Source organism: Mesoflavibacter sp. CH_XMU1404-2 (assembly GCF_037029465.1).
Taxonomy (GTDB): Bacteria; Bacteroidota; Bacteroidia; order Flavobacteriales; family Flavobacteriaceae; genus Mesoflavibacter.
The window spans coordinates 629,491-649,732 of sequence record NZ_JAYMEM010000026.1; the positions used below are offsets into that span (position 1 = coordinate 629,491).

17 protein-coding genes, 1 other RNA gene and 1 pseudogene are annotated in these 20,242 nt (G+C 30.4%); 8 read left to right on the top strand and 11 right to left on the bottom strand.

Annotated elements, in window-relative coordinates; genetic code table 11:
* Positions 1-87: 87 nt before the first annotated feature.
* From WA327_RS11335 to WA327_RS11355, 5 genes are all read right to left on the bottom strand, one after another.
* Complete coding sequence (locus tag WA327_RS11335; protein ID WP_336069799.1) at positions 88-636, bottom strand: 1-acyl-sn-glycerol-3-phosphate acyltransferase; 549 nt, start codon at positions 634-636, stop codon at positions 88-90.
* Between the two features lies 1 nt (position 637).
* The gene (locus tag WA327_RS11340) at positions 638-1,699 is read right to left on the bottom strand and encodes an iron-containing alcohol dehydrogenase family protein (RefSeq protein ID WP_336069800.1); all 1,062 of its coding nucleotides are present in this window, start codon (positions 1,697-1,699) and stop codon (positions 638-640) included.
* A 60-nt stretch (positions 1,700-1,759) separates the two neighbouring features.
* Entirely contained in the window at positions 1,760-2,464 is a 705-nt protein-coding gene (locus WA327_RS11345) for an HAD family hydrolase (protein ID WP_336069803.1), read from the bottom strand.
* Entirely contained in the window at positions 2,455-3,183 is a 729-nt protein-coding gene (gene kdsB, locus WA327_RS11350; RefSeq protein WP_336069804.1) for a 3-deoxy-manno-octulosonate cytidylyltransferase, read from the bottom strand. Before kdsB ends, WA327_RS11345 begins: the two co-directional genes overlap by 10 nt.
* Positions 3,184-3,248: 65 nt before the next feature.
* Positions 3,249-4,676: an ATP-binding domain-containing protein gene (locus WA327_RS11355; protein ID WP_336069806.1), complete on the bottom strand. Its 1,428-nt coding sequence runs from the start codon at positions 4,674-4,676 to the stop codon at positions 3,249-3,251.
* Between the two features lie 125 nt (positions 4,677-4,801).
* Here WA327_RS11355 and WA327_RS11360 point away from each other — a divergent pair, with 125 nt between their 5' ends.
* Genes WA327_RS11360 through rsmD form a run of 3 tightly spaced genes read left to right on the top strand, consistent with a single transcriptional unit; the run spans position 4,802 to position 6,892 of the window.
* Positions 4,802-5,542, top strand: coding sequence for a hypothetical protein (locus WA327_RS11360; RefSeq protein WP_336069808.1), 741 nt, complete (start codon positions 4,802-4,804; stop codon positions 5,540-5,542).
* On the top strand, positions 5,526-6,344 hold the full coding sequence (locus tag WA327_RS11365) for a DUF3822 family protein (RefSeq protein WP_336069810.1): 819 nt from the start codon (positions 5,526-5,528) through the stop codon (positions 6,342-6,344). Before WA327_RS11360 ends, WA327_RS11365 begins: the two co-directional genes overlap by 17 nt.
* Entirely contained in the window at positions 6,344-6,892 is a 549-nt protein-coding gene (gene rsmD, locus WA327_RS11370) for a 16S rRNA (guanine(966)-N(2))-methyltransferase RsmD (RefSeq protein ID WP_336069812.1), read from the top strand. The genes WA327_RS11365 and rsmD overlap by 1 nt, the downstream gene beginning before the upstream one ends.
* A gap of 106 nt (positions 6,893-6,998) precedes the next feature.
* Here rsmD and rnpB read toward each other — a convergent pair.
* Together rnpB and WA327_RS11380 are read right to left on the bottom strand one after the other, a co-directional pair.
* Positions 6,999-7,347, bottom strand: an RNA gene (rnpB, locus tag WA327_RS11375) — RNase P RNA component class A.
* Between the two features lie 46 nt (positions 7,348-7,393).
* The gene (locus tag WA327_RS11380; RefSeq protein WP_336069815.1) at positions 7,394-9,040 is read right to left on the bottom strand and encodes a serine hydrolase domain-containing protein; all 1,647 of its coding nucleotides are present in this window, start codon (positions 9,038-9,040) and stop codon (positions 7,394-7,396) included.
* A 238-nt stretch (positions 9,041-9,278) separates the two neighbouring features.
* Between WA327_RS11380 and dnaX the strand changes: the two genes are divergently transcribed.
* Genes dnaX through WA327_RS11395 form a run of 3 tightly spaced genes read left to right on the top strand, consistent with a single transcriptional unit; the run spans position 9,279 to position 12,193 of the window.
* Positions 9,279-11,003 carry a DNA polymerase III subunit gamma/tau gene (gene dnaX, locus WA327_RS11385; RefSeq protein ID WP_336069817.1) on the top strand — a complete coding sequence of 575 codons (1,725 nt, stop codon included), beginning with the start codon at positions 9,279-9,281 and terminating at the stop codon, positions 11,001-11,003.
* Between the two features lie 17 nt (positions 11,004-11,020).
* Positions 11,021-11,602 carry a hypothetical protein gene (locus tag WA327_RS11390; protein WP_336069820.1) on the top strand — a complete coding sequence of 194 codons (582 nt, stop codon included), beginning with the start codon at positions 11,021-11,023 and terminating at the stop codon, positions 11,600-11,602.
* A 9-nt stretch (positions 11,603-11,611) separates the two neighbouring features.
* Positions 11,612-12,193 (top strand): tRNA-(ms[2]io[6]A)-hydroxylase, encoded by a 582-nt coding sequence (locus WA327_RS11395; RefSeq protein ID WP_336069822.1) that lies wholly within the window; start codon positions 11,612-11,614, stop codon positions 12,191-12,193.
* A 62-nt stretch (positions 12,194-12,255) separates the two neighbouring features.
* Here the strand turns inward: WA327_RS11395 and WA327_RS11400 are convergent, their stop codons facing one another.
* The 4 genes from WA327_RS11400 to WA327_RS11415 all read right to left on the bottom strand — a co-directional run bounded on the left by WA327_RS11400 (position 12,256) and on the right by WA327_RS11415 (position 16,389).
* A complete protein-coding gene (locus WA327_RS11400) occupies positions 12,256-12,786 on the bottom strand; it encodes a porin family protein (RefSeq protein WP_336069824.1) in 531 nt (176 codons plus the stop codon).
* A 101-nt stretch (positions 12,787-12,887) separates the two neighbouring features.
* Entirely contained in the window at positions 12,888-13,799 is a 912-nt protein-coding gene (locus WA327_RS11405; protein ID WP_336069825.1) for a diol dehydratase reactivase ATPase-like domain-containing protein, read from the bottom strand.
* A gap of 4 nt (positions 13,800-13,803) precedes the next feature.
* Positions 13,804-15,861, bottom strand: a complete 2,058-nt coding sequence (gene ppk1 / locus WA327_RS11410; protein ID WP_336069826.1) for a polyphosphate kinase 1 — start codon at positions 15,859-15,861, stop codon at positions 13,804-13,806.
* A gap of 39 nt (positions 15,862-15,900) precedes the next feature.
* Positions 15,901-16,389, bottom strand: coding sequence for a histidine phosphatase family protein (locus WA327_RS11415; RefSeq protein WP_336069828.1), 489 nt, complete (start codon positions 16,387-16,389; stop codon positions 15,901-15,903).
* A gap of 351 nt (positions 16,390-16,740) precedes the next feature.
* Between WA327_RS11415 and WA327_RS11420 the strand changes: the two genes are divergently transcribed.
* Positions 16,741-19,122 (top strand): hypothetical protein, encoded by a 2,382-nt coding sequence (locus WA327_RS11420; RefSeq protein ID WP_336069830.1) that lies wholly within the window; start codon positions 16,741-16,743, stop codon positions 19,120-19,122.
* Positions 19,070-20,242, top strand: a pseudogene (locus WA327_RS11425) (hypothetical protein); the annotation flags it as partial. The gene WA327_RS11420 and the pseudogene WA327_RS11425, both read left to right, overlap by 53 nt.

Sequence of the window (20,242 nt, forward strand, 5' to 3'; positions counted from 1 at the left end):
TTAGGAAGTTTACTTTATGTTTCATTAGCAACTACATTTAAACTAATGCAAATGCAATGCCAAACTTTTCATTGTTAACGAATTAGATTAGGAGTTTTTACTAATTTTCCCTTTAACTCCTTTAAAAAAAGACTTCATATATTTAAAATCTTCTTCTATATTATCTGTTGGATAAAATGGTTCTGAAATTTTATTTTGTTTGTTTCCAAAATCTAATGTAAACATAATAATAGGTACATTAGCTTTTTTAGCAATGTAGTAAAAACCTGTTCGCCACTGCTCTACTTTACTTCTTGTTCCTTCTGGTGCTAGAGTTAACCTAAACTCCTCTTTATCTTCAAAAAGTTTAGCAATTGTATCTACTTTGTTTTCTTTGTTTTTTCTATCAACAGGAACGCCGCCTACAGCTTTAAAGTAGTAGCCTAATGGCCAAACAAATAGTTCTTTTTTACCTAAATAATTAGATTTTATATCTACTACTTTTCTTAAAAGTAGACCAATTATAAAATCAAAATTACTTGTATGTGGCGCAGAAATAAGAACTGCTTTTTTTACGGTATCTTTTGAGAAATTGGTATTACCAACAACTTTCCAACCTAAGATTTTAAAATAAATAAACTTGGCTAACCAACGCATTTTACATTTTTTGATATAATGCCTTTAAAACTTCTGGAGTAATTTTCTTTTTCCAGTTTTTACCAATTGCATTTTCCCACAATGGTTCTAAACTTAAAGCTACATTAATCATGGTATCAAATTCTTTATCCGTTAAGTTAGCACAAATGCCTTGAGGTAATTGTATGTCGTGCTTTTCTTTCATTTGTTTAAAAAGCTTAACACCTTCTGGGTAATATTCTTCTAAGTGGTCAAAAACTATGCAGTTACCAATACCATGTTTAACCCCTAAAAGATATCCTAAACCATAACTCATTGCATGCGCTACTCCAACTTGAGAATATGCTATACTCATACCGCCATGCCAGCTTGCCATCATTAGTTTATCTTGAGACTCTTCTTCTGATAAGTTATCTTCTAAGAAAATTTCTTTACACAATTCAAATGCTTTTTCACCATAGGTTTTACTAAAGGCATTTAAATACGTTCCGTTTAAAGATTCTATACAATGAACGTAACAATCCATTCCTGTATAAAACCATTGATCTTTAGGGACATCTTTAGTCAATTCTGGATCTAATACGACTTGATCAAATGGCGTAAAATCGCTATTAATTCCTAATTTTCGTTCTGGTCCTGTTAAAATTGTAGTTCTTGATACTTCTGCTCCTGTACCAGAAATTGTTGGTACACCAACATGATATACAGCAGGATTTTTAACTAAATCCCAACCTTGATAATCTTTAGATTCGCCATCATTATTAAGCATAATTGCAACAGCTTTGGCAACATCCATTATACAACCGCCACCAATACCAATAATACCAGATGGACGTTCTTTATAATCTAAAATGATTTGCTCTACCAACTGGTCTATTTGGGTTGTCTTTGGCTCTTCATCTGCTGAGACGTAAATGATTTTATCATCATAAGCTAATGGAATGCGAGATGTTAACCATGCATTACCTTTAAAGACATCGTCTACAAAATATATAAATGGTGCGTTTCTATTTAAACGTTTAGGCTCTAAGATTTCGCCTAGCTGACTGAAACTACCACGTCCAAATACAATTTTGGACACCATTGGAAAATTTTTATAACTCATTGACTTATTTCTGTTTCAAAAATATAGTTTTTTTATAAACTAATTTAACAACTCAGGCAATTCTAACAAACTATTAACGGTATGATATTGCTCTGATTGATTTTTATTTACATTAACTTCTTCATGAGCCCAAGTGGTATGAAATGGGACATGAATAGCTTTTGATTTTATATTAATTAACGGTAATATATCTGATTTTAAAGAGTTTCCTACCATTAAAAATTCGGTTGGATTAATATCTAAGTGATTTAATAATTTAGAATAATTTGCTTCTTTTTTATCACTTAATACTTCGATATGATGAAAATAATCTAACAATCCAGATTTTTCAAGTTTACGTTCTTGATCTAATAAATCGCCTTTTGTAGCAACAATTAATTTGTATTTAGATGAAAGTTTTTGCAAAACTTCTTCTACGCCATCTAAAAGCTCTACATCTTTATTAATCATATCTTTTCCTATCTCTAATATTTTTGACATGACTTTATTAGAGACTGTTCCATTTGATAATTCTATAGCCATTTCGACCATAGATAATACAAAACCTTTTACACCATAACCATAAACAGGAAGATTTTTCATTTCCATTTTAAATAGTTCTTGGTCTATTTTATTAGGTGTTTCAAACTGGCTTAAAAGCTTTGCAAACTCTTGTTCTGCATCTCTAAAATAGGTTTCGTTAACCCAAAGCGTATCATCTGCGTCAAAACCAATTACTTTTATGTTGTTGTAATTTATTTCCATAGCTTTTTTGCACGTTCAAGGTCTTCTGGTGTATCAATTTCTACTCCTTGTACATTAGTTTCGACCATTTTAATTTTTTTTCCGTATTCTAAATATCTTAGTTGTTCTAGTTTTTCTGATGCTTCTAGTGTTAACATAGGAAAATGATAAAAATCTAATAACGCTTGTTTTCTAAATGCATAAACACCTTTGTGTTTGTAGTATTTTACGTTAACATTTTCATCTCTAGGATAAGGAATTGGACTTCTTGAAAAATAAAGCGCTAGGTTATTTTTGTCTAAAACTACTTTTACAGTATTAGGATTTTTAATTTCTTCTTTATCTTTAATATGTACCATTAAAGACGCTAAATCTATTTCTTTATTTGGATCGTTTTTAAAAACATTTATTAATTTTTTCAAGGAATCAACTTCTGTAAAAGGCTCGTCTCCTTGTACGTTAACTACTATATCTACATCTAAATTTTCTACCGCTTCTGCTATCCTATCACTTCCACATTGATGTTCTTTTTTACTCATCATAACATTACCATCAATATGTTTTATTTCGTCATAAATAATTTGACTATCTGTTACAACTAACACATCGTCAAACAAATTGGTGTTAACTGTAGCTTCATAGGTACGTGTAATTACTGGTTTTCCGTTAAGGTCTTGCATAAGTTTACCGGGAAAACGAGAAGCACTGTAACGTGCTGGTATCATGGCAATGATTTTCATATTTTATTTTGAAAAATTACTATTCAAAAATAGTCTATTAATGTTAATTATTGGTAGGTATTGCTTTAATTTTCTTCGAAAAATTCGTCTTTAAAACCTATTAAATACAGTTTTTCTTTAGCTCTGGTTACTGCTGTGTATAGCCAACGTAGGTAATCGCGATCAATCCCATTTGGTAGATAAGGTTGTTCTACAAAAACAGTGTTCCATTGTCCTCCTTGCGATTTATGGCAAGTAATGGCGTAAGAAAACTTAACTTGAAGAGCATTAAAATGTGGGTTATTCTTGATTTTTAGGAACTTTTTATAGTTACTCGTTTCATCTTCATAATCTTTTTGTACTTCTTCATAAAGTTTATTTGATTCTTCATAAGATAAAGATGGTGTTTCGGCAGTTATCGTATCTAAAAGTAAAACGGTTTCAAAAGGTTTCATTTTTGGGTAATCTACCATTTTTACTTTTACTTCTGCAAATTTAAAACCATATAATTCTTTAAAACTGAAGATTTCTAAGACTTCAATAATATCTCCGTTAGCTATAAAACCTGCTTCGGTATTTGGCTTTATCCAAAAATAATTGTTTTTAACTACCATTAGATAATCTCCTGCAGCAAGTTCGTTTTCACTAAATAGAATTCGGCTTCTAATTTGTTGATTATATAAATTAGCACGTTTATTACTTCTAACAATAATGCTAGTTTCTTCATACCCTAAAGTGCTGTAAGCATCGTTTATGGCATCCATTATCTCATAACCATCAACTAACCTAACTATATCTTTAAAAGGTTTTAAATTAAATTTAAAACTTTCAAAAAACTCGTCTGCTAGCGCTTCTCTTAATAAAGTTGCATTTTCTAAGATCCCAGAATCTAAACCTTGACGTGTAACTTCATCTAACTCCATTTTTGTAACAGATTTGTTATAGTTTAGATTTAGTGTGTTTTCATTTAAAGCTGGACTTAAATCTAACTTTACTGGAGGCAACTGTGCTGTATCACCAATTAAAAGTAACTTACATTTATGTCCTTGGTATACATACTGCATTAAATCGTCTAACAAAGACCCGTTAGCATATAATTTTGAGTCGTTTGGTGTGTCTGGTATCATAGACGCTTCGTCTACAATAAATATGGTGTTTTTATGTTTGTTTGGTTGTAAAACAAAATTAACGCCACCACCTTTATTTTTTTTAGGAAAATATATTTTTTTATGAATTGTAAAGGCTTCTTTTTTTGAGTAATTAGATATCACTTTTGCTGCTCTACCTGTTGGAGCCATTAAGACTGCACTTTTTTTTGCTTTCCATAAATTAGTTACAATAGTACCTATAATTGTTGTTTTTCCTGTACCGGCGTAACCTTTTAATAAAAAAACGCTATCTGTAGTATCTTTAAAAATAAATTCTGAAAGTTGTAAAAGTAAAATGTCTTGTTTTGCGGTTGGTTTAAATGGAAATTGCTGTTTTATAAGGGAATAAAATTCTGAACTAGTCATTAAGGCACAAGGTTTAAAAACTTTTTCTCAAATATATAAATCATTTTTACCAACAAATGGTTTTTACGAATAAAAAAAAATTGTAGATTTGTCACTGACCTTAATTATATTTTAATAAAAACACTATGCTAAATTTAATATTAATTATTATTGGTGCCATTCTTTTAACCTTTGCAATTGTATGGCTAATTGACAAATATTTACCTTCAAAAGTAAAACCTGTAATTGTAATTGCACTTTGGGCTTTAATTATCCTTTTAGGTTACTTAACTTTTGACTCTGTTTATGGAGAAATTAAATTTAATCAATTAAAAGTAAAGCGTTATGCTGCTGCAATTGAAAAATTAAAAGACATTAGAGATTCTGAATTAGCATACAGAGAAGTAAACGGAAAGTTTACAAAAAGCTACGATACTTTAATTAAGTTTATTGAAAATGGTCAATTTACAATTATAGAAAGACGCGACTCTAGTGTTGTTGACGAAGAAAGAACCAAGGCTTATGGTGGTGTAGAAATGTTTAAAGATATTGTAATTACAGATACTATTGGATACGTGCCTGTAAAAGATAGTTTATTTAAAACTTCTACTAGATACAAAACAATGATGGAAGTACCAAACGCTAAACCTGGTACTAAATTTACTTTAAATGCAGGAGAGCTAACAGATGGAGATAATAAAATACCTGTATTTGAAGCATTTGTTAAAAAAGACGATTTATTATTTGACCAACCTAAAGATTTAGTTTCTAAAGAAAAAGAAGTATTATCTGTAGAAGGTGTTAACGGAGATGCTTTACGTGTTGGGTCTATGGACGAAGTTAAAACAGTAGGAAACTGGCCAAAAACTTATGGCAATAACGAATAATACACATAATATTTTAACCAACCTAGAACTGTCCATTCAACTAAGTTTGAGTGGACTTTCTTTTTGTATCCTAAACACAGATACAAATACCATCACTTATCTACAACATGTAGATTTTTCTAAAAAAACACCATCAGACTTATTAGACGCTGTAAAGCATGAGTTTAATACAAATTCTAATCTGCAACAAAACTTTAATAAGTTAACCGTTATACATGAAAACGAATGGTCTACTCTAGTCCCAAAACCTTTGTTTAACGAAGACAACTTAGCAGACTATTTAAAATTTAACACCAAAATTTTAAAGACTGATTTTATCACTTTTGATGATATTAATCAAAATGATAGTGTCAATGTTTATGTGCCATTTACAAACATAAACAATTACTTATTTGACAAGTTTGGAAGCTTTACTTACAAACACTTTTCTACAGTATTAATAGAGCAATTATTGACTTTAGAAAAGAATAACAATACTTCTAAAGTATACGTAAATGTTAATACAGAAAGCTTCGAGGTTATTGCATTTAATACAGGTAAATTAACACTTTACAACACATTTAATTATCAAACTAAAGAAGATTTTGTCTACTATTTACTTTTTACTTTTGAGCAATTACAACTTAATCCAGAAACTGTAGAGCTTGTCTTTTTAGGCAATTTAAATAAAGAACATCCTATTTATAAAATAGCTTACAAATATGTAAGACATGTTAGTTTTGGTAATAGATTTGACACTTTCGCTTTCGCGGAAAAACCAACATACAGCTATTCTAATTTCACTTTATTAAAAAGTTTTTAATGCGAATTATATCTGGAAAATACAAAGGACGAAAGATAGTTGCACCAAAAAAACTACCCGTTAGACCAACAACAGATATGGCTAAAGAAGCCTTATTTAACATCTTAAATAATCAATATTATTTTGATGAAATTTCTGTTTTAGATTTATTTGCTGGTACGGGTAATATCAGTTACGAATTTGCATCACGAGGTACCGAAAACATTACCTGCGTTGATCAAAATTATGGTTGTATAAAATACATTAATGAAACTGCTGAAAGTTTTGAAATGTCTATCAACACCATTAAAAGTGATGTATTTAGTTTTTTAGAAAATCATCAACAATCGTACACCATTATTTTTGCAGATCCACCATATGAATTTCCAGTGGAAGAATTTGCAAAAATCCCAGAATTAGTCTTTCAAAATAACCTATTAGAAGACAATGGACTTTTAATTTTAGAACACTCTAAACATACCGACTTATCAGGTCTAGCGCAGTATTCTCATTCTAAAAGTTATGGCGGTAATATGTTCAGTTTTTTTGAACTGACAGAAGAAGAGTAATATGAAACCAATTTATCATTCCGAGGAATCTCATCCTTATGTGATTTCTCACTTTGTTCGAAATGACAAAAAATAAAAAACCACCTCAAAAAAGGTGGTTTCTTTATAAAATAGTAAATCTATAAGCCGGATTCTGTACGCAAAAGCGTCCTTATCATTTATCTGAATGTGCTGTTACCAACACACTTTAGCTACCTACCCTTTAACATCGCACGTGCAGCGCTCAAACGTTAATATACATGGTATTGCACCTTATAGAGTTTACCTGATTTCACTACAGCATGACCTGTACATTCTTTCTGTTGCACTTTTCCTCACCTTTCGGCGGATGGCTGTTAACCACTATAATTGCACTATAGTGTCCGGACTTTCCTCTAAATTCTCGCGAAAGTGGGAATCTCAAAAAAAGAGAAACCCAACAAAGTTGAGTTTTTAGCGATAAGGCGATTTACTGGAGCAAAATTACGATAAACTAATTTATGAGCATATACGAAACGATAATTATATTTTTATAAAAAAAACTTCCATAATTTTTAAACCAATTATTTTTTTATTTTCATCTCTTAAAAAGATTATCAAGTCAGATGAATAATCAAAAGCATCTTTGCTAAGAGGTTTTATCTCATTTTTCCAAGCACCGTTTCTGCTAAAAACAAATAGTTTATCATCTTTAAATTTAATTTTTTTACTGATTTGGAAATCTGAATTAAAGTATTGTCCTTCAAATTCTTTTAATTGCTTTTCGTTGTAACTAGTAGGACTGTATTCTTTAAAAAGCCAAGGTAATTCATTTTTAGAATTATAATATTTATAACTTTTTTTATCAGACTCTAAGTCAAAAACAACTAATTTGTCATTAAACATAAATTGATGGTTTCCAATAGGTTTTAATCTTGTTATTTCTTCACCATCAGTAGTAAGTACAGTAAGCTCATTATTTTTAAGTTGTATTGTATTTGTTTTAATTGCCTCTACATCGCTACCCATAAAAAGATAGTTTCCTTCGTATAATTGTAGTTCTTTTTGTGATAGCTTTACTTTTTTGGTACTTTCACTATATTTCGATTTGTAATTGAAATTGTTGTTAGAAATGTATAAGTCAACTAACTGAAAAAACTGTTCTTCAAAACCTGAATCAAAGGTGTTTTGAGTAGTAAAAAACATGATGTCTAATTCAGAAAAATAAAGATATTTAGAAACAAAACCACCTAATATCATTCCGTCAAAACCAATTGCTTGATAGTTATTATAATTTTCAAACTCTACGCCTAAACCAAAATTGATAGTATTACCATTATTTAACTTGGCTTTGGTATGCATTTTATTATATAATTTAGGATTTAGCTTTTTAACATTTTGCAAACCTAAATGCCATTTCAACATATCTTTTGAAGTAGTAAGTACTTGTCCGTCTCCATCATAAATAAAACTATGTAAATGTGTTTTATAGAAACTGCCTTCATCTTCTACATATCCTATTGCTCTATTTTTAATAATTGAATAAGTACTAGATTTCTTTATGGTATTTTTCATTCCAAATGGTTCGAAAACATCTTCTTGCATAAAATCTGCAAAAGATTTCCCAGAAACTTTGGCTATAATATCAGCAAGCAAAATATAGTTTGAATTGGTATATTGAAAGTACTCTCCAGGTTTAAAATTTAATGATGTCGTTTTTGTAATAAAATTCATCATTTGCGATTGAGTAAGTAAATCATTCCTGCTAAAATCAACAATTCCTGCAATGCCATCAACTTCTTTAATTCCACTTGTTTGATTTAGCAAATGTTCAATGGTTGGGTTCCCTTTTGGGTAGCGTGGTAAATGATTGATATATTTATAGGCAGGCTCTTTAATGGATAATTTACCTTGTTCTTCTAGCAAAAGTATTGCGTATGCCGTAAATTGCTTCGCGATTGATCCAATGTCGAAAACTGTTTCAGTTGTAATTGGTATGTCATAATCCAAATTAGAAATACCGTATTGTTTTTCTAGTAAGATGTCTTCGCCTTTAGCGATTATAATTGAAATACCAGGTGTATTATCTTCTACTTTATAAATTTTGTCTACTTGAGCATCTAAACTTTGGCAAAATGCAAATGTTGACAAAAGTGTAAGAAAAGTAATAGCAGTTAGTTTTTTTACCATTTTAATTCTTTTATTAAAGGATTAGAATAATTATTAGTTGTTACAGTTGATCTTTTTATCATTAATATAATAATTTAAAGAAGTTTTCAGTTGAATTATCTGTTATTAAACGAATTTAATTTTTAATTAATTAGAAAAACTATAATTCTTTAATGTTGTTAATAACTCAAAATAAATTGAAGCAACAAACTTCCTTTTTATTAAGCTATTTTTTAAATTTGTAATCAATTTAATGTCTATGGAACATTTTGTAGTATCAGCCAGAAAATACAGACCACAAACCTTTAAGGATGTTGTTGGTCAATCTGCTATTACAAACACTTTACTTAACGCCATAGAAAACAATCATCTTGCACAAGCATTGTTATTTACTGGTCCGCGTGGAGTTGGAAAAACCACTTGTGCACGTATTTTGGCAAAGATGATTAACAGTGAAGGCAATGAAAACTCTGAAGAAGATTACGCTTTTAATATTTTTGAGCTAGATGCAGCTTCCAACAACTCTGTAGACGATATTAGAAACTTAACAGATCAAGTTCGTATTCCACCACAAGTTGGTAAGTACAAAGTTTATATTATTGATGAGGTGCATATGTTATCTCAAGCCGCTTTTAATGCCTTTTTAAAGACTTTAGAAGAGCCACCAAAACATTGTATTTTTATTTTAGCAACTACTGAAAAACATAAAATAATCCCTACTATTTTATCGCGTTGTCAAATTTTTGATTTTAAACGCATTACAGTTAAAGACGCAAAAGAGTATTTAAAATACATTGCAGAAGAACAAGGCGTAAATGCAGAAGATGATGCATTACACATTATTGCTCAAAAAGCAGATGGTGCCATGCGTGATGCACTTTCAATCTTTGATCGTGTGGTTAGTTTTTCTGGTAAAGATTTAACTAGACAAGCTGTTACCGAAAATCTAAACGTATTAGATTACGAGACTTACTTTGAAAGTACAGACCTTATTTTAGATAATAAAATCCCTGAGCTATTACTTCAATTTAATAAGACCTTATCTAAAGGTTTTGACGGTCATCATTATATTGCTGGACTAGCATCACATTTTAGAGATTTATTAGTCTGCAAAAATCCTGCTACTGTAGAGCTTTTAGAAGTTGGAGAAGACACTAAAAAGAAATATTTAGACCAAGCCAATAAAGCCAGTCAAGAGTTTTTAATACAAGGTATAAATCTTGCAAACGACTGCGATTTAAAATATAAAAGCAGTAAAAACCAGCGTCTTCTGGTCGAACTTACTTTAATGCAACTTGCCTCTATCACTTTTGATGGAGAAAAAAAAAATAGCAGACGTTACATAATTCCACCAAGCTATTTCAGAAAAAAGGGCATTACTCCTATTCCTGTTAAAAAACCTGTTGAAGTCACTAATAAAGTAGAAAAAGATACTCCAAAAGTTAATCCTGAACTTCAAAAATTTGTAGAACCGGCAAAACCTAAAATTGTTTTAGAAAAAGGAATTGCTTCAACAAAAAAACGTACGTCAGGATTATCTTTAAAAAGTATAAAAGCCAAAAAGGAACACGAAATTAGACAACTTGATGTTGTTATAGATGAAGAAAACCTTCCTAAAGATGCTTTTACAGAAGAAGAGTTAAGAAATCACTGGAAACTATTTGTTAACGAAATTGAAGCCAAAGGTCAATTTAACCTTGCTTCTATTCTATCTATAGATCAACCAACTTTAGCTGAAGATGGTGTGACTGTAAAGCTAACATTTCCTAATGCAACAAATAAGGTTGAAGTTGAGCGTCAGTCTTTCGACTTAATGTCTTATTTACGAAAAAGTCTAAATAATTATGACATAAATTTAGATATTACCGTAGATGAAGTGATGGAAAAAAAATATGCTTACACACCTATTGAAAAGTACGAGAAACTCAAGGAAAAAAACCCTAATATTGAATTGCTTCGTAAAGCTTTTGATTTAGATGTATAAGTTGTAACTTTATGACAATGAATAAGTTTACCGTATTAATTTTAGGAATTATCATTACACTAATTAGCTGTGATGCTAGAGATAGAATAAACAGAACACCAAAAGAAATTTTAAAAGAAAAAAACTTATTAGAATCATTTTCTGAACGTGTATCTTATTTCCCTCAAGAATATTCTGAAGTAAAAACAGATACCATTTTAAGTAATGGCTATCATGTTAATGTAAAAACGTTTACAGATATGGAATCTTCATATCTTAAACAATTTAAACACGACTCTATAAATTACAAATATCATTATCGAGATTTTAAAGCTGAAATAGTTGCAAGTCTCAACTCTGTTATCTTTCATGATGTTATTGACAAACAGTATGTTTTAAAACATGACAAAACGGTTTCTTATTACATGGAAACTTCAATTTTAAAAAGTGTTTGGGTAAATCAAGAGGAAAGTTTAAATCAAAATAAATTAGTTTTAAATATTTTATTTACTCAACCAAAAACAAATGCTGAAAAGGTTTTTGAATTAGTTATTGATAACAAAGGAGACAAAAAACTAATCAACCTTACCGATTTAAATCAAAATTACTTAACTGCTTAATACATTATTATGCTAGGATTAAAATTACCAACCGATCCGCGTTGGGTTAATATTGTAGAAAAAAATATAGAAGAAATACTTACCGATCACGCCTTTTGTGAGCAAAAAGCAACAAGTACAGCAATTTCTTTAATTGTAAGTTTTCCTGAATATACAGAGCTTGTACAAGAAATGACAGCTTTGGTTAAAGAGGAAATGAGCCACTTTAAAATGGTGCATGATAAAATTATTGAACGTGGTTGGACTTTGGGTAGAGATAGAAAGGACGAGTATGTTATTCAACTTTTAAAATTCTTTCCTAAAGGAGGCAGCAGAACCAACCAATTAGTACATAGATTATTGTACGCTGCGTTAATTGAAGCTAGAAGTTGCGAACGTTTTAGGTTACTTTCTGAAGAGTTAAAAGATAAAGAGTTAGCCGAATTTTATAGAAGATTAATGGTTAGTGAAGCCAATCATTACACCATGTTTTTAGGTTATGCACGTAAATATGGAAACCGAGAAGAAGTGGATAAAAAATGGCAAGATTTATTAGAATATGAAGCCAATATTATGAAAGACTTAGGTACAAAAGAAACAGTACACGGATAAAAATAAAAAAGCCTTTTCTAACTTAGAAAAGGCTTTTTAACACTTACTATTTATTGAATATATTAGAATTTTACTCCAAATCCTATTTGCATTGTATTTCCTTTAATTTCAATACCTTGTTCGTCATCAATTAGGTTTTGTAAACCATACTTGTATCTAAAATCTAAGAAAAATTCATCAGTAATCATGTAGTCAATTCCAGCTACACCAGAAAATGTAAAGTTTTTTACACCATCATCATACTCATGAGCTTTTAAACTTGCTTGTGGTCCTACTGCTAATGCAAAATCATTAGATAAGTTAAACTTAAATAATACTGGTAATTGAATATAATTAATTCTTAATTCTTCTTCTTTTGATCCTTCTGCAGAAAACTGAATTTCTGGAGCTATATCAATTAAATTAGATAATTTATACTCTCCAAAAAAACCAATCATAAAACCGTTTCTGTGTGTATGAGGCGTATCATCAAACTGATCTTCAAAATCTAAATCAGAAATATTTACACCAGCTCTAACTCCGTATACAGAGTTTTGAGAAAATCCATAAAAAGAAGCTAAGATTAAAGTAAGGAAAAGAATAGTTTTTTTCATATTTTAAAAGTTATAAGAGGTTGAGTTTAGTTTTTTTAAAATCTTAATAGTAAATATATATAATTATTATTTAATCTATGACAATAAACAGACGAAGTGTATTATTTTAACTTTGTATGGCTCTTAACCGTATCGTTATATATACTTTTTATGATTCCGTCTGCCAAACCAATTTTAGGGACAAAAATATCTTTTGCGCCACTCCACTTCATCGCAGATAAATAAATACGTGTTGCTGGTATAATTACATCTGCCCTATCTTGGTTTAAGTCTAATTGCGAAATACGCTCTTCATAAGAATAGGTTTGTAGCGTGTTATAATATGACGTCAAATAGAAATATGACAAAGGTTTGCCTAAAGTTTTTCCTGAAATTTTAAATATTTTATTAATGTTTCCACCAGAACCAATAACATCTATTTTTTCAAATCTGGCAGTTTCGTCTTTTATCCATTCTTCAAGTTCTTGCCAAGCTTCTTTTTTAACCACATCATTTAAAAGACGTACTGTACCTATTTTAAAGGATTTTGACGATACTTTTTCCCCTTTATCTATTACAGAAAATTCAGTACTTCCTCCTCCAACATCTACATATAAATAGGTCTTATTCTCGTCAATATAACTTTGAAGATCTGTAGCTGCTATAATTGCAGCTTCTTCCTCGCCTCCAATAATATCTATTTTAATTCCTGTTTCTTGTAATACTAAATCTGCTATTTGTTGTCCATTTTTTGCTTCGCGCATTGCAGACGTTGCACATGCCTTATACCTAACAACATTGTGTGTTTGCATTAACAAACTAAACGCTTGCATGGTTTTTAGCATACGTTCTTTATTAGTTTTTGAGATTTTTTCTTTTATAAATACATCTGCACCAAGACGAACAGGAACACGCACTAACGAACTTTTTTTAAAGCGTACTGGTTTACCTTTTTCTTCAATTATATTTGAAATTAAAAGTCGAACAGCGTTAGAACCAATGTCTATTGCAGCATATTTTTGAATGGTTAACATGTTGTTAGTTTAGTTTTTCTTTTAAATAATCATAAGTAGCAAATTGCGATCTTACTTTTGGTTGATTGTTTTTGCGGTAATGATTTTTTTGAGATTTGTCTAATACTCTAGCTTTTACATTATCACTCCAACAAATATCATAGATGTCTAATAATTCTTGTTTGATATCTTCTTGATAAATTGGACATGAGACTTCTACTCTATTATCTATATTTCTAGTCATCCAATCTGCAGACGAAATATAAACTTTATTATCATCATTATTACAGAAAATATAAAGTCGTGTATGTTCTAAAAACTTATCTACAATACTGATAACTTCTATATTTTCACTTATTCCTTTTACACCAGGTACCAAACAACAAATACCTCTAACAATCATCTGTATTTTTACTCCTGCTTGGCTTGCTTCATATAACTTATCAACCATTTTGTAACTTGATATACTATTCATTTTTAACTTGATAAAAGCTGGCTTGCCTTGCTTAACGTTTTCAATTTCGTTATCAATTAAAGCAAATAATTTATCCTTAGTGTAATGCGGAGATGTTATTATATGTTTATGTCTGTAAATCTTATAGTTAACTTCAAAAAAGTTGAATACTTTATTGATGTCTTTTAATATTTTTTGATTGGCTGTAAATAAAGTGAAATCTGTATAAACACGTGCTGTAGACTCATTAAAATTACCTGTACTTATAAATCCGTAGCGTTTGGTTTTCTTATCTTCTTCACGCTCTATCACACACATTTTACTGTGTACTTTTAATCCTTGAACTCCGAAAATTAGGTTAACACCTTCTCGCTGCATTTGTTCCGCGTAAGCGATATTAGCCTCTTCATCAAAACGCGCTTGAATTTCCATAGAAACAGTTACCTTTTTACCGTTTTTAGCAGCATTAATAAGCGAACTTGCGACGTGAGAAATCTGTGCTAATCTGTAAATAGTAATTTTTATTGACTTTACTTTTGGGTCTAAAGCTGCTTCACGCAAAAATTTAACCACATATGTAAACGTATGATATGGTGCGTATTGTAAATAGTCTTTTTTAGCTATAGATTTAAAAATACTGTCTTGAAGACTTAATCCTTTGACTTGTAAAGGTGCAATTTTATCGTACAACAAATCTGTTCTTCCTAAACTAGGAAAATCCATATAATCACGTCTGTTATGATAACGTCCACCAGGTATGATACTATCTGTATTATCAATACCCATTATAGACATTAAAAAGTCTAAAGTGGTTTTATCTATTGTTTTATCATACACAAATCTTACAGGCTCTCCGACCAATCTATCTTTAACGCTATCACTTATTTTTTCCATAAAACTTTTAGACAAATCACTGTCTAAATCTAACTCTGCATCACGAGTAATTTTAATCATGTGCGCAGATATTGTTTGATAACTAAAGACATTAAAAATATCGTCTAAAAATAAACGTAACATATCATCTAACATGATAATATACTGCTTATCATCTACTTTAGGAAGCACTATAAAGCGTTGCATTGATTTAGATATTTCGATCAACGCATATTGGTTAGCTTTGTCTTCCATAACCATATTTATTGCTAAGTAAGCATTACTATCCTTTAGGTTTGGAAGTTCTATATCTGGGTTTAAAATAATAGTTACTAAAGCTGGACTAACTTTTTCTAAAAAATACTGCTTAAGAAACTGTTTTTGAGACTTGTTGACTTTATTTTCTTTGATGATGAAAATATTTTCGGCCTCTAACTCTTTCTGAATTTTACTTAAAATTTTAAGACTTTCGGTTTGATGATCAATAACGGTTTTTGTTATAATATCTAACAAATCTGAAGCTTTTATACCTCCTAATTGGCTTTTTCCTGCTTTACCAGCATAGTCAATACGCTTAACTGTAGCGTATCTTACTTTAAAAAATTCGTCTAAATTATTAGAAAAAATTCCTAAAAAACGTAATCTTTCTATTAACGGAACAGACTCATCTGCTGCTTCTTGTAAAACACGATGATTAAACTGAAGCCAGCTTAGCTCTCTGTTAATGTACTTATTGTCTATGATGTAGTTGTTCATTAAGCCAAATTTTACTACAAATATATTTAAATAGATTGGCTATTTTAAATGTTTTGGAAAGACAATTCTTGTAGTGTTACCATTTTTAATTTTTTTCCAGTCATTTTGCTCAAATTCAATTTGTACAAAACCACTAGTGGTTAAATTATCTATATAATTGTTTCCTAACTTGTTACATATATCTGTTAGTGCAAAATTATGTCCAAATATGGTTAAAATATTTACTGAATTATCACAATTATAAATTTGATTTAAAACAGCTTCACCAGAAAAATCATAAAGTTCTTTTTTTAGCTGAAAATTGACAGTTTTTAGTCCTAAATTTTCGATGTAATTTTCCGAAGTAGTACGTGCTCTATTTGCTGTACTTGAAAGTATCAAATCTGGCTTTAAAAAATCTTTTTTTATGTGCTCTGAAACTAGATTAATATCGTTAAAGCCTCTTTGCTTCAATGGTCTATCGTGGTCTGGTAAATTGTGCTTCCAAGATGATTTTCCGTGTCTAAATAGCTGTAAAATCTTGTTCATAGTAGTCGTTTAAGTGTATATTTTTAAGATTATTAGAAACCCATTTACCGTTTGTCGATAAAATTTGTGATATATCATTTTTTTTTTTTGTAAGCATAATTAAAACTTCATTTGTAAAGCTATTAATTAATTTTCACCCTTGAATCTAAATACTAAGACCCTACAGAACTTTTCCCTTAAACATTGTAGTAGCACCTTAAATGTATGTAATTTTTTAAAAATTATAAAGTAAAACAGTGTGTGTATGTGTTACAATATTTTAAAAACCAAATCGACTTTCTTAAAGAATGTAAATGTGAAACAGTTTTACACTGTTAATTATCTATTAGCTATAAATTAATTTTTACCATTTTGAAAAAACTTACTATTATAATAAAAAGTCTTAAAGCTCTTACCGTAATTGCTGCATTAGCATTTGCAACACCAGGTACAGCTCAAGTAAAAAAAGGATTTTCCCTTAGATACCAAAGTAGTATTAACGGAGATGTTATTGTTGTGGGTAACAATACAATTTCTAGAACTGCTACTGGAAATTATAATGGAGAAGATGGAAACCATGACTTCTCTAATAATGTTTATGTAGATATTGATAATGATAACTCTACTTTTAATTCTAGTAGTGCAAACATTTCTAATCCATACCCTAATGATGCTTGTTTAACAATTGATAAGGTTTTACTTTATTGGGCAGCAGCAGACAAAGGTGTTGAAAATAATGGTTATGAATATGATAATCAACCTAATTGGCATTACAATAAAGTTAAATTAATGCTTCCTGGGCAAACAAATTATACAACTGTATCTGCAGATGAAGTCATTTTTAGAGGACGTGATGAAAATCCTCACTTTATTAATGATGCTTACATTTGTGTAAAAGATATCACTTCTAGTGTTTTAAATAACAATAATTCTTTTGGAAAATACCAAGTTGCTAACGTCGAAGGTAGAGAAGGTTACCTTTACTCGCATGACGGAAATAACACGGGTACTTCTGGTGGATGGCAAATTGTATTAGTATACAAAACAGATCAATTAACAAGAAAAAACATATCTCTTTTTGATGGTTATGCTAATGTAACTAGTTCAAATAACAATTTTAATATTGATTTTAATGGTTTTCAAACTGTACCAAATGGTCCTGTTAATTCTGATTTAATTATTGGAGCTTTAGAAGGTGATCGTGATTTGTCTGGAGACAGATTACAAATGCTAAACTCTTCTAATAACTTTGTAGATTTAGATGCTCCATTAAGACCTTCGGATAACTTTTTTAATAGTAGAATTACAAATGGCAACTCTAATTTTGTCGATAGAAATCCTTCTAGTTTAAACACTTTAGGATTTGATTCTGCTGTCTTTTCTTTAAATAACACCGGAAATACATTATTACACAATAACCAAACATCTACAACTTTAAGATTAACTTCTAATCAAGAAGCTTATGGTTTATATCTATTAGGTCTTGCTGTAGAAGTGTATGAACCAAAATTAGACCCTATATTTTACACGGCTACTCCAAATAACATTACACCTAACGGAGGACCACAAACAGTAACTTATACAGCATCTACCACCAATTCAGGTAATGATGATGCTGCAAATATTTCTTTTACAACTACGGTACCTATAGGTTCTGAATTAGTAGAACCTATTGCAGGATTACCGTCTGGTGTTACGTACAGTTACAATAACAGTACTAGACAATTAACTTTTTATGCTGCTAATGGTCTGTTAGACGTAGGAGATTCATTAAGCTTAAGTTTTGAAACAACTGTTAATGACCAATGTTATTATTTAGAAAATGGTTGCTCTGCAACTTTAAGCTCTCAATTAACTGCAACTTATTCTGGAGTTATAAATGGAAGCACATATAATACTTTAAGTTCTAATAGCATTGATGCTTGTAATCAAGGTAATTATCTTTACACAACAGTAAACGTAAATCCTCCTGCACCTGCAACATGGTTAACAGCTCCTAATGAGCTAGACACAACCGTAGAATATAATGATACAAATGCAATAAATAATGCTCAGTTATTAGCACCTGTAGCTAGTTGTAGTAATCTTACTCCTATCAAAACTTCAGGTAACTTTGTTGCCAATGCTTCATGTCCTACTGTAGGAACAATTACCAATACTTGGAATTTTACAGATGCATGCGGAAATACAATTGAAAACTATACCCAAGTAATAACTTTAGTAGATACAACTTTACCAACAATATCAGTCCCTTCTGAAATTACAATTGAAGGTTGCTCGGCTTCAGATATTACTAGTTCAAATGCTGTTTTTGAATTTAATGAATTTGGCTCAAATGATGTACAAAACATTTTTTCTTCAAACAGTAACTATAATGCTTCAGATGATTATAATATTGAAACTATTACCTATAATGATGTTATAACTTCAACTAACGATTGTCCTATAATTGTTACTAGAACTTTCACTATTACAGACACTTGTGGTAATTCAGCAACAGCTACACAAACAATTACCGTTCAAGATACTACGCCACCAATAATATCAGTTCCTGCCGATATTACAATTGAATGTGGTCAAGAGATTCCTCCTATCAATGATGTAATTCAAAACGAGAGTGTAATTAATAGTAGTAATTATTCTGTTATTAATGATGAGTACTCTGTTTCTGCTTGGTTTAAACCAAGTAATAGTAATAATTATGAACCTAGAAACTTTGCTATACCTGACAATAAACCTTGGTATTGGAGTTGAAGGAGATATTTCTGGTGCTTCAGGTGAGTTAGGCGCTAATTCTACTGGAACAGAAGTTATTAGAGTAGATTTTAGTGTTCCTCAATTGTATATCAATGTAACATTTGGATGGAAAAACCCTGACGAAGATGCTTATTTAACATTTTACTTAAATAATCAGCAAGTTGGTACAACAAAAAGACATTATGGTGGAAACGATAGCGTATATAATCCTATTTTATTTACAACTGATAATGGTGAAGCTTTTGACCGTGTAGAATTTTCAGCACCATATGCTATTGATAATTTTGATCATGATTATTTAATCCATACTCTTACGTTTAAAAAGGTAGCTGCAGAATTTGAAGCAGCAACTGGTACAGATACATGCGGTTTGGTAACTATATCTGGTTCAGACAGTGAAACAACTTCTTGTGGAAATACTAAAACAGTAATAAGAACTTGGACCGCAACTGATATGTGTGGTAATTCTGTTTCTGCTAATCAAACTATTACTGTAATAGACACAACTCCTCCAACATTTACAGCTCCTGATGATATTGAAATATTTGCTGATTCTGAATGCAACTATGACGCATCTCTTTCTATAACAGGAGATGTTATAGATGAAAGTGATGTTTGTTCAACACATCTTGAAGCAACTTATACAGATACTATAACTGACGGAACTTGTGAAGGTTCATACATTATAACAAGAACTTGGTCTTTAGTAGATGATTGTGGTAATGCAGCTGCAGACCAAATTCAAACTATTACTGTTACAGACAACACTGCTCCTGATTTAAGTTTATGTGATATAAAAACTTCAACTATTGAATGTAACGGAGCTAACAACGAAACTTTAGCTGAGGATTGGAACACGTCTAATATTGCTGCTTTAGAAAGTTGTGCTCAAGAAAACTGTTCTACAAGTCTTACGATAACTTCTGACTTTGACTTTAATAACCTTGTGTCTACTTGTGGTTTAGGAGGTACAATTACAGTAAACTATACTGTAGCTGATGATTGTGGTAATACGACTTCTACTTCTGCAACGTTGACTATTGAAGATACCACTGCACCTACCTTCAATGAAGCCTTACCTGCTGATCTTACGGTAGAATGTGATGCAGTGCCTACT